The organism is Corynebacterium provencense (genome assembly GCA_900049755.1).
Taxonomy (GTDB): Bacteria; Actinomycetota; Actinomycetes; order Mycobacteriales; family Mycobacteriaceae; genus Corynebacterium; species Corynebacterium neomassiliense.
Window position 1 is genome coordinate 1,058,259 of sequence record LT160593.1, and the last position, 11,515, is coordinate 1,069,773.

9 protein-coding genes are annotated in these 11,515 nt (G+C 67.5%); 6 read left to right on the top strand and 3 right to left on the bottom strand.

Annotated elements, in window-relative coordinates:
- Nucleotides 1–55: 55 nt before the first annotated feature.
- Nucleotides 56–598: a TetR/AcrR family transcriptional regulator gene (locus tag BN3906_RS11235; RefSeq protein ID WP_066588396.1), complete on the bottom strand. Its 543-nt coding sequence runs from the start codon at nt 596–598 to the stop codon at nt 56–58.
- A complete protein-coding gene (locus BN3906_RS11240; RefSeq protein WP_078057389.1) occupies nt 585–2,105 on the bottom strand; it encodes an MFS transporter in 1,521 nt (506 codons plus the stop codon). The genes BN3906_RS11235 and BN3906_RS11240 overlap by 14 nt, the downstream gene beginning before the upstream one ends.
- A 305-nt stretch (nt 2,106–2,410) precedes the next feature.
- On the opposite strand from BN3906_RS11240, the gene BN3906_RS11245 reads away from it, so the two are divergent.
- From BN3906_RS11245 to BN3906_RS11270, 6 genes are all read left to right on the top strand, one after another.
- Nucleotides 2,411–3,163, top strand: a complete 753-nt coding sequence (locus BN3906_RS11245; RefSeq protein ID WP_390620344.1) for an aspartate/glutamate racemase family protein — start codon at nt 2,411–2,413, stop codon at nt 3,161–3,163.
- Nucleotides 3,160–4,668 (top strand): NCS1 family nucleobase:cation symporter-1, encoded by a 1,509-nt coding sequence (locus BN3906_RS11250; RefSeq protein WP_066588399.1) that lies wholly within the window; start codon nt 3,160–3,162, stop codon nt 4,666–4,668. Before BN3906_RS11245 ends, BN3906_RS11250 begins: the two co-directional genes overlap by 4 nt.
- 20 nt (nt 4,669–4,688) lie before the next feature.
- Nucleotides 4,689–6,074, top strand: a complete 1,386-nt coding sequence (locus BN3906_RS11255; RefSeq protein WP_261796992.1) for an HpcH/HpaI aldolase/citrate lyase family protein — start codon at nt 4,689–4,691, stop codon at nt 6,072–6,074.
- 43 nt (nt 6,075–6,117) lie between these two features.
- Nucleotides 6,118–7,680 (top strand): allantoinase AllB, encoded by a 1,563-nt coding sequence (gene allB / locus BN3906_RS11260; protein WP_066588401.1) that lies wholly within the window; start codon nt 6,118–6,120, stop codon nt 7,678–7,680.
- Nucleotides 7,681–7,756: 76 nt separating this feature from the next.
- Entirely contained in the window at nt 7,757–8,803 is a 1,047-nt protein-coding gene (alc, locus tag BN3906_RS11265) for an allantoicase (protein ID WP_066588408.1), read from the top strand.
- Between the two features lie 226 nt (nt 8,804–9,029).
- The gene (locus BN3906_RS11270) at nt 9,030–10,442 is read left to right on the top strand and encodes an NAD(P)-binding domain-containing protein (protein ID WP_261796993.1); all 1,413 of its coding nucleotides are present in this window, start codon (nt 9,030–9,032) and stop codon (nt 10,440–10,442) included.
- A gap of 7 nt (nt 10,443–10,449) precedes the next feature.
- Here BN3906_RS11270 and aqpZ read toward each other — a convergent pair whose 3' ends face one another.
- Entirely contained in the window at nt 10,450–11,217 is a 768-nt protein-coding gene (aqpZ, locus tag BN3906_RS11275; RefSeq protein WP_066588411.1) for an aquaporin Z, read from the bottom strand.
- Nucleotides 11,218–11,515: the final 298 nt, after the last annotated feature.

Sequence of the window (11,515 nt, forward strand, 5' to 3'; positions counted from 1 at the left end):
ACAGAAGCCGCAGAATCCGCAGTCACCGCAGCCTGGCGGTCGGATACGCCGGGGTTCAGGGGATCATGTCCAGGATCGCTTCGGTGAGGACGCGCCGCTGCGCCTGCGTCAACGTCCTGTGCACGTGGTCGTGGACCCACAGTCCGTCGGCGGCGATCTGCACCAGGTAGGACGCCCGCGCGAGCCCGGCGGCCTCCCCGTCACCGGTCATCGCCGTCGCCGAGGGCATCCACCGCCCGTCGACCTCGTCCCAGACTTCCGCGAACGCCGGATCGGATCCGGCGTCCAGCTGCACCATCAGCTCGGCACGGGTCGCCGAGTGACTCATGGTCTCCACGACCGCACGCAGGCGGGTCGCGGCGTCCACCTCGTCCGCGGTTCCGCCCGCGGCGTCCTCCAGTTCGCGTTCCCACCTGGCCGCGAGATGCCGGTGGATCCCCAGGAGCAGGTCACGGCGGGAGGGGAAGTGGTAGACCATGCCGGACTTCGACATTCCGGCTGCTTCCGCGAGGGACTCGTAGGTCACGGCGTCCACCCCCGCCTCACCGATGATCTTCACCGCGGCGTCCAGGATGAGGTCCCTCTTACTTGAGCGCAACGGTCCCCCTGGGGTTACCGCGGAAGCACCTGGCGGTGACCACGGCGCCGACCAGGGCCACGACACAGGCGATGAAGATGACGTACTGGTAGGCCGAGTCATAGGCGGCGACCGCCTGGGCACCGAAGACCGGGTGGTTGACGCCGTGGTCCACGTCATGGGCCACAGCCTCGGGTGCCTTCAGCGCGTAGAACATGGGCATCAGACTACCCAGGACCGCCACGGACAGCAGGGTTCCGAACTCGTAGGAGACCTCCTCGACGGAGGCCGCCATGCCTGCCCGGGACTCCGGTGCCGAACCTATGATCGCCGTGGACGAGACAGACATGACCATCCCGGCGCCGACGCCGAGGGCCACGAGACAGAGCACGAACACCGCCAACGGTGCATGGGCGAACGCCCACAGCCCCACCAGCAGACCCGCCGCCATGAGGAGGAAACCTCCGCTGATCAGGGTGCGGAACCCGAGTCGGTGCAGGAACGCCCCGCCGAGCACGGACGCCGGGACAGCCGGAACCGCGGCACTGGCCACCAGCATGCCGGCCTCGAGCGGGCTGAACCCGCCGGCGGTCTGGTAGCGCTGGGTGGTCATCATCTCGGTGCCGGACATGATGAACATGGTCAGCACCGCGGCGAGAGTACCGCCGGTGAACATGGCGTTGCGGAAGATTCCGAACTCCAGCAGAGGTTCGCGCCCCACCGACCGCAGGTAGCCCTGCCTGCGGGAGAACGCCACCGCCCCGACGGTGCCGACGGCCAGGGCCGAGACGAGGAGGACCGCGGTGCGGTCAGGGTTGGCCAGCTCCTTGACGGTCATGATGCCGCCGACCATCGCGACCATCGCCAGGACCGAGGACGCCAGGTCCCACTGCCGCGTGGGATCCGGCAGGTTCGCCGGAGCGAACAGGACCGTGCCGATGAGGACGGTGACGGCCACCGGGATGTTGATGAGGAACACCGAGTGCCATGAATAGTGTTCCAGCAGCAGACCGCCGAGCACCGGCCCGGAGGCTGAACCGACGACCGCGACCGAGACCCAGACACCGATGGCGGTGTTGCGTTCCCGCTCGTCGGTGAAGATCTGGCGGATGAGCGCCAGGGTGGCGGGCATCATTGTCGCCGCTCCGACGCCCAGGACGGCCCGGGCGGCGATGAGGGCGGTGGCGGTCGGAGACAGTGCCGCCAGCAGTGAACCGAGGCCGAACACGGTGACGCCGACGGTGAACATCAACCGGTGGCCGATGCGGTCACCGAGGGTTCCGACGCCGAGCAGCAGTCCGCAGAGCACCAGCGGGTAGGCGTTGATGATCCACAGCCCCTGCAGGTCGGTGGTGTGCAGCTGGTCCCTGAGTGCGGGCAGCGCCGTGTAGAGGATCGAGTTGTCCGCGCCGACGAGGAAGAGGCCCAGGCTGAGCAGGATGAGGAAGCCCCACCGTCGCGCAGGCGACACCGGCGCGCGGTCGGGCCCTCTTCCCGGCGTTGTCTGTGCGGTGATTCCCGTTGTCATTTCAGCTCCCGTGTTTCTCCTGTGTTGCATGTCTGTTTCCTCCCGGAATCGCACCACCCCCTCCGGTCATCCGTAACTGTAACGCACGTTCGGTGCAGTTATCAAGGTCAGCATGTATCCGGTGCCGGACATCACGCGGTGCCCGCCGGCCGGCCCACACCCCCGCCGACTGTTCCGTCACGCCCGGGACCACGGTTAACATGACCGAAACGCGCCTGTCGCCGGGTACGCAGTCCCGTGCCATAGCGTGTGCCGGGTCACTGACCTGACGACAACCTGACAACACTCCCGGAAAGCGCCTGCCCTTGCCCACCATCGGAATCGTCAACGTGAACACCAGTTCATCAATGACCCGGACCATCGTCGACGCCGCGCGCACCGTCGCCGCACCCGACACGACCGTCATCGGTGTCACCCCCGCAACCGGACCCGAATCCGTGGAGACCCACATTGAAGCGGCCCTGTCCCAGGTGGGCGTGATCACCGCGGTCCACCGGCGCCACACCGCGCCGGTCACCACCGGCACCCCGGCGATCGACGCGTGGATCATCGCCGGATACGGCGATGAAGGCCGCGAGGCCCTCCAGGAACTCGTCGACGTCCCCGTCGTCGACATCACCGAGGCCGCCGCCGTCGCCGCCATGGCTGTCGGAGACCGCTACGCCGTGGTCACCACCCTCGACCGCACCGTACCGATGATCCGCGGACGCCTCCAGCTCGCCGGACTTCACGAACGGTGCGTCAGCGTCAGAGGCACCGGACTCGGCGTCCTCGAACTGGAGGAGGACCCGGAACGGACCGACCGGATCATCCTCGACCTCGCCCGGCAGGCACTCACCGACGGTGCGGAGGCCGTCTGCCTCGGATGCGGCGGAATGGCCGGACGGGCACACGAACTGACCGCCCGGCTCGGCGCACCCGTCGTCGACGGCGTCACCGCCGCCGTCGGCATCGCCGAATCTCTCGTCAGGCAGGGACTCACCACCTCACGGACGGGGACCTACGCCCCCCGCTCCCCGAAGAAGCTGACCGGATTCGAAGAACTGGAGATCCCATGAGCGGCACCACCGGCAAAGACGTCATCCACCCGCAGGGCGCGGACCCCGACCTCATCAACGACGACATCGCCCCACTCAAGGAACAGAAGTGGAAGTCGTACAACGTCTTCGCGTTCTGGATGTCAGACGTCCACTCCGTCGGCGGGTACACCACCGCCGGCAGCCTCTTCGCCCTCGGACTGACCTCCTGGCAGGTACTCCTCGCCCTGCTTATCGGCATCTTCCTCGTCTACATCTTCTGCAACCTCGTCTCACTTCCCTCCCAACGCTCCGGCACCCCCTTCGCCGTGGTCTGCCGTGCCGCCTTCGGTATCCAGGGTGCCAAGATCCCCGCGATGATCCGGGGACTCATAGCCCTGGCCTGGTACGGGATCCAGACCTACCTCGCCTCCCACGCGCTGGTCGTCCTCATGGTCAAGCTGCAGCCGGATTGGGCCGAGTGGGCGGACAAGGACGCCCACGGCTTCCTCGGACTCTCAGTGCTGGGTTACGTCGCCTTCGCGATCCTCTGGATCGTCCAGGCACTGGTGTTCTGGCGTGGGATGGACACGATCCGCAGGTTCATCGACTTCTGCGGACCGGCCGTGTACATCGTCATGGGCGTCCTCGCCGTGTACCTGTGCTCCAGGGCCGGCTGGTCCAACATCGACCTCAACCTCTCCGACCACCGGCTCACCGGGTTCGCCGTCTTCTCCACCTTCTGCGCCGCCGTGGCCACGACAGTCAGCTACTTCTCCGGACCCATGCTCAACTTCGGCGACATCTCCCGCTACGGTGAGTCGCAGAAGGCGGTGCGGCTGGGCAACTTCCTCGGACTCCCGGTGAACTTCCTCGTCTTCTCCGTCATGGTGGTGCTCACCGCGTCCGCGACAGTGCCCGTCTACGGCAGACTCATCACCGACCCGGTGGAGACCATCGCCGAACTCGACAACACCTACGCCATCGCCTTCGGGGCCCTGACCCTGCTCATCGCCACCGTCGGCATCAACATCGTCGCGAACTTCATCGCCCCCGCCTTCGACTTCTCCTCCGTGGCACCGAAGAAGATCTCCTGGCGCACCGGCGGGATGATCGCCGCCGTCGGATCGGTGTTCCTCACCCCGTGGAACCTGTACAACTCACCGGACACGATCCACTACACACTCGACACCCTCGCCGCGTTCATCGGACCGGTGTTCGGCGTGCTCATCGCGTACTTCTACGTCATCAACCGGGGCGATCTCGACATCCCCGCCCTGTTCGACTCCTCCCCCTCCGGCGCATACTACTACACGAAGGGCTTCAACGTCAACGCCGTGATCGCCGTCGGGGTGGCCGCCGTCGTCGGCATCGTCATCGTCGTCACACCGGCGTTCTCCGCAGCGGCGACCTACACCTGGTTCATCGGCGCCGCTCTGTCGGGGATTCTCGTGATCCTGCTGGAGAACATCCGCCCGTCCGTGATCATGCGTGACGCCGCCACCGCGGCCGCAGCCCGTGAAAACACGGTGCGCATCCTCGACTAGCCTGCGACTAAGCTGACCGTGTGAACACCCACCCGACTCTCCCCGGTCACTGCTCCGGGCACCTCTCCGAACTGACCGGCGAACTCGGCGCCCTCGCCGACGCCCGCCTCACCGGCACCGACAGACTGGTCCGGGGTCGGTGGGCCACACCCGTGACATGGCGTCAGCCGGTGCACACCGTCTACGTGCCCGCACAACTCATGACCGGGGACGCGTCAGACCCCGACATCGCCGGCACATGGGGGGACGCCGCACTCTCCACCCTGGAGAGCTACGGCTCCGCCGCCTTCCCGGAGACCGCCGCCGCCGCGCTCGCCCGTGAGCTCGGCGTACCCGACGCAGAAGCAGACACGGTCGGAACGCTGACAGTGGCCAAACTTCGGCGCGAACCCGTCGAAGACCTCCGCATCGACTTCGAGGACGGGTACACCCGTCGCGGCGTCCCCCCGGAGCAGTGGGACAGCGACGAGGACGACCGGGCCGCCGAAGCCGCGGGCATTCTCGCCCGGTGGCTCGGCCGGGACGCGACGGCACCGGACCGGACCGGACCCTCCCCGGCTTTCGCCGGCATCCGGTTCAGGTCCTTCGACCCCGACGTGCGTGACCGCGGTCTGCGCACACTCGTCATCGTCCTCGCCGGCCTCCATGACCGTGGCGTCCTCGCCGACCTGCTGAAGCGCGACCGCCGGGCACTGCGCCTGACCTTCCCGAAGGTGCAGCACCACAGCCAGGTGGAGGCACTCGTCGAGGTCCTCACCCGGATCGAGGAGAAGTTCGGCGTCCCGGAGATCCCCTTCGAAGTCCAGATCGAGACACCACAGGCCGTCACCGGCATCGACGGTGAAGCCGAACCCGCCCGCATTCTCGCGGCCGGAGCCGGCCGGATCCTCGCACTGCACTACGGCACCTACGACTACTCGGCGTCGATGGGTGTGGACGCCGCCCGGCAGTCGATGGAGCACCCCGTCGCCGACCACGCCAAGGATGTGCTCCAGGTCGCCACCGCAGCGGTCGGCGTGGAACTCTCCGACGGTTCCACGAACCGGATCCCCGCAGGCTCCCCGGCGGAGATCCTCGACGGCTGGCGCCTCCACCACAGACTGGTGACCCGCCACCTGCGCCGCGGCATCCGCCAGGGATGGGACCTGCACCCCAACCAGCTCGTGACCCGGCACCTGGCCACCATCGCCTACTTCCGGGCCTCCTGGGAGGAGAGCGCGGCCCGGCTGCGGGCCTACGTCACCGGCGACACGTCCCGCTGGATGGACGAACCCGCCACCGCGAAAGCCATGGCCGGCTACCTGCTGCGGGCACGGGGATGTGGAGCGGTGACCGACGACGAACTCTCCCTGACCGGGGTCACCACCGGCCAGCTCCGCACACTGCAGGTCACCGGCCGACTGTGACCCCCGACGACCTGACCCCCGACGACCTGACCAGAAAGGCATCATGACCACCAGAATCTTCCGCGCCGCACAGGCCGTCTACCTCCCGGAGGAGGCCGGTCCCGACAGCCGTCCCACCCTCGGACCCGCCACCGTCGTCACCGACGGCGCCACCATCGTCTCGGTACTCCCGGGCCTGCAGCCGGACGTACATGCCGGCCATGACGCCGAGATCATCGAGATCCCCGACGACCAGGTCCTCATCCCCGGACTCGTCGACACCCACGTGCACGTCAACGAGCCGGGCCGCACCACCTGGGAAGGGTTCACCTCGGTCACCCGGGCCGCGGCGTCCGGCGGGGTCACCACCCTGCTGGACATGCCGCTGAACTCCGTCCCCTCGACAGTCACCGTGGACGCCCTGGACACCAAACAGGCTGTCGCGAAAGACAAGGTCAAGGTCAACGTAGGTTTCTGGGGCGGGGTCGTGCCGGAGAACATCGGCACCGGTGATCTCCGGGCACTCTGGGACCGCGGAGTCTTCGGTTTCAAGTGTTTCCTGCTGTACTCCGGAGTGGACGAGTTCCAGCCCCTGGACAAGGACCAGCTGCGCGCGGCGATGAGGGAGATCGCCGAGTTCGACGGTCTGCTCATCGTCCATGCCGAGGACGGGGAGATCATCGACGAGGCCACGGAGAAGGTCGGGGCCGCAGGTGGTGTCGACGAGACCTTCGACAGTTTCCTGGCGTCCCGCCCCTCCTCCTCGGAGGCTGCGGCGATCGCCACCGTCATCGCCGCGGCCGAGGAGACCGGCTGCCGGGCGCACATCCTGCACCTGTCTGACTCAGGGTCCATCGACCAGATCGCCGCCGCACAGGAACGCGGCGTCCGCATCTCCGCGGAAACCTGCCCCCACTACCTGTCCCTGTTCAGCGAAGAGATCCAGAACGGCGCGACACAGTACAAGTGCTGCCCGCCTATCCGTACCGCCGGCAACCGTGAACGCCTGTGGAAGGGACTCGTCGACGGTGTCATCGGCACCGTCGTCTCCGACCACTCGCCCTGCACCGCGGAGCTCAAACGGTTCGCCGAGGCAGCCGACGCCGCCGCAGCCGCGGGAGTCTCCGACGACCTCGTGGCCTTCTCCGCCCTCGCCGCGAAAGGCAACGACCTCGGTGCCGGCGGTGCCGACCACCGAGGGTCCGGCGGTTCCTTCGCGACGGCGTGGGGCGGCATCGGCGCGGTGGAGCTCGGGCTGCCCGTCGTGTGGTCCCAGGCGCGGCTCCGGGGGCTCGGCATCACCGACGTCGTCCGCTGGATGTGCCAGAATCCCGCCGAATGGGCCGGACTGTCCGACCGCGGGGCCATCCAGGCGGGACGCCGCGCCGATCTGGTGCAGATCAGCGCCGACGACGCATTCGTGGTCCTCCCCGAGAACCTGAACCAGCGCAACAAGGTCACCGCGTACGCCCAACGGGCATTGGCCGGTGTGGTGACCCGCACCTTCATCGACGGCGAGCCGGTCTACGTCCGGCCCTCCGCCCCCCGGCCCCCCGCTGCCCCCGGAGAGCCCGGTGACCGTGCGGTGTTCCCCGGAGATCTCCGACCTTTCACGCTCCGCCCCTGACCGTACACACCCTGCTCGCCCCTGCTCGCCTCTGCTTTTCATTTCCCTGTACGACCGACCTCTGAGGAACCGACACATGAGTGACATCCCCACCGAACTTCCCGATTTCCTGGGCTGGCCCGACCTGGCCAGCCGTGCCAACGCCGGTGCCGTGGTCTGGGCCACCGACGAATCCTTCGCCGAACGTGAAAACCTCATCCGTTCCAGCGAACCGGTCTTCGACCCGACGGAGTTCGGGAACAAGGGGAAGGTCTACGACGGCTGGGAGACCCGTCGCCGCCGCCACGGTGAGATCGGCGGCCACGACGCCGCCATCGTGCGTCTCGGCGTCCCCGGCCAGATCAGAGGGATCATCGTGGACACCGCCTGGTTCACCGGGAATTTCCCGCCGCAGTTCGCCGTGTCCGGACTGACCTGCGACGAAGTCCTCTCCGGCGAGGAGATCGCCGCACTCCCGGAGGACTCCTGGACCACCCTGGTCCCGGTGACCGACGCCCTCGGAGACCACAGGCACTACTTCGAGATCACCGGGGACGCCGCCGGCCGCCGTTTCACCCACGTCCGTCTCGACATGATCCCGGACGGAGGCATCGCCCGTCTCCGCGTGCACGGGCAACCGGTCCCGGACCCCCGCTTCCTGGGGGGCACCGTCGATCTGGCCGCCCTGGAGAACGGTGGCCGGGTGACCGCGTGCAGCAACATGTTCTACTCACGACCCGACCATGTCATCTCCCTGGGCCGCGCACGCAACATGGGTGAGGGCTGGGAGAACGCCCGACGCCGCGACGACGGCAATGACTCCGTCACCGTGGAACTCGCCGGCGAAGGCAGGGTCCGGTGGATCGAACTGGACACCTCCTACTTCGTCTTCAACGCCCCCGGTGACGTGAAGATCACCGGGATCACCGGTGACGGAGGGGAGGTCGAACTCGTCGCGAAGACCCGTTCCCTGCCAGACCACCGTCACCGTTTCCTCGTCTCCGACCCGGAGGAGGGCTCGACCGGCCCGACCCCGGTCACCGCGGTACGCGTCGACGTCTACCCGGACGGCGGCCTGTCCCGCCTGAGGGTGTGGGGTGAACTGACCGAGGAAGGACGCCGCACCATCCGTTCACGGTGGTGAACTTGCCGACCTGCCCGGCCGCGTAACACATCCGTAACATCGCTGTCGCAGCTGAAACATGCCGGGGTAATAGTGTGGGACACATGACCGTCGTCTATGACCCCACCAGGCCGGAACGTAACCGTCCCACCCCTCTGCCGGACGCCGAGTCGCAGTCCCGGCTCGCCGCCCTCGCGGACCGGGCCCGCGCCGACATGGAAATAGACAGGACCGGGCCCGCGCCGACATGGCCCTGCTCGGCCACAACCATGACTGGGTGCCTGCCCCGGAGGAGGGCGCGTTCAACGTCCTCGTCCTCGGCGCCGGGCAGGCCGGTCTCGGCTCCGCCTTCGCCCTGTCCCGTCACCGCATCGGCGCGGTGAAGATCCTCGAGGCAGGTCCCGCGCACGAGGTCGGTTGCTGGACCAGGTACGCCCGCATGCACACGCTGCGCAGTCCGAAGAACATGAAGGGCATCGAGCTGGACATCCCTTCACTGCACACGGAGCGCTGGTTCGAGGCGAAGTACGGCAGGGCGGCGTGGGAGGCCACCGACCTGGTTCCCAGGGAGGACTGGAACGAGTACCTCACCTGGTACCGTGACGTCACCGGCGCCGACGTGGACTTCAACACCACGGTGACAGGTGTCACCACGCCGGACGCCGCGGGCTACTTCCACGTCACCGCCGTCCGTGACGGCGAAGAGGTGGAGTACCGGGCACGCCGGATCATCTTCGCCCTCGGGCTGAAAGGCGGCGGCGGGATCTTCCTTCCCCCGCTGGTGAAGAAACTGCCGGAGCATCTGCGCGCCCACACCGAGGACGACATCGACTTCGACGCGCTGGCGGGCAGAAGGGTGATCGTCCTCGGTGGCGGTGCCTCGGGTTTCGACAACGCCTCCACCGCCCTGGAACACGGTGCGGCGAGCGTGGAGATGCACGTGCGACGCAGTGACATCCCCCGGCAGAACTCCCTGCGCTGGATGGAGTTCCCCGGGATGCAGGAGCACTTCTTCGACCTCACAGACGACCAGAAGTGGGAGTTCTCCCTGTTCAACGGTGGTCTTCCCCAGCCTCCCACCCAGGCTTCGGTGTGGAGGGCATTCTGCCACGACAATTTCTCGATGCTCACCGACACCCGGTGGGCCGACGCCGAGGTCCGCTCCACCGGCGACGGTGAGGAGATCGTGGTCACCGACGACAGGGGCGTGGAGCACACCGGCGATTTCGTCATCTCGGCCACGGGCTATGCGGTGGATCTGTCACTGCGGCCCGAGCTTGCGGAGTTCCTCCCCGACATCGCACTGTGGTCTGACGTCTACGGGCCTGCGGAGGGCCACGGCATGGGACTGTGCCCGTATCTCGGTGACGGGTTCCAGTTCCGGCCGAAGGACTCGGCCTCCGACGCGGCGAAGGAGTACATTCCGCGCCTGGTGCACCTGTCCACCGGGGCCAGGGCATCCCACGGTGTCGCAGGTAACCAGCTTTCGGGGATCTATGCGGGTCTGACCAGGGTTGCCCGGAGGATCGCCACGGACATCACGAAGGAGAACTGGCCCACGTTCTTCCGTGAGTTCAAGGCTTTCGAGCACGTCGAGATCGAAGAGGTCGGCCCACACAGTGAGGGTGAGCCCTGGTACCCGGACAGCCCGCGGTACTGATCCGGTACTACCCCTCGGCACCGACGCGGGCCTCCGCCTCGGCCGGGGCATCGTCCTCGTCACCGGTGAGGAAGGCGTAACTGATTCCGGCGATCGCGGCACCGAGCAGCGGCGCGAGGATGAACACCCACACCTGGCCGAGGGCGTCACCGCCTGCGTAGAAGGCCACACCGAGGGAGCGGGCGGGGTTCACCGAGGTGTTGGAGACCGGGATCGAGATGAGGTGGATCAGGGTGAGGGTCAGTCCGATGGCAAGAGGTGCGAAACCGGCGGGAGCCTTCTTCGAGGTGACACCGAGGATGACCCAGAGGAACACGGCGGTGAGCACGACCTCGATGACGATCACCGCGGCGAGCGAGTAACCGTCCGGGGAGTGCTCCCCGTAGCCGTTGGTGGCGAACCCTGATTCTGAGGCGCTGAACCCGTCCTTGCCCGAGGCGATGACGTAGAGGACGCCGCCCGCGACGGCTCCGCCGACGACCTGGGCGATCCAGTAGGGGACGACGGCGGCCCACTCGACGCGCCTGGCGACCGCGCAGCCGAGGGTGACGGCGGGGTTGAAGTGTCCGCCGGAGATGTGGCCGACGGCGTAGGCACCGGTGACGACGGTGAGTCCGAAAGCCAGGGCGACGCCGACGAAGCCGATGCCCATGTTGATCGTGCCGTCGCTGACGACTTTCGCGGCGAGGACGGCGGAGCCGCAGCCGCCGAAGACGAGCCAGAAAGTGCCGAAGAACTCGGCCCAGAGCCGTTTGCTCATCGGGATGGAAGTCATGGGGTCCTCCTGTAAGGGGCGTACGGATTGGTGCTGACGTTACTACTGTGACAGTTGGGACGGGTGACGTACCGAATATATCCCTGGGCACAGCCGAAAAGCAGCCCCCGCCGGATGAACTCTGCTGAATTCTGCTGAACTCAGCTGAATTCTGCGGCAACAACGCCGTCACCTTCCGGGCACAACCCTGAAATGCCCGCTCCGTAGCGTCGACGTTGTCAGGGCACCGGCACAGCCGGACCCCGGACACGCAACTACGAGACCACAAGCGGCTCAGCCGGGTCTGCATCGCACGGCG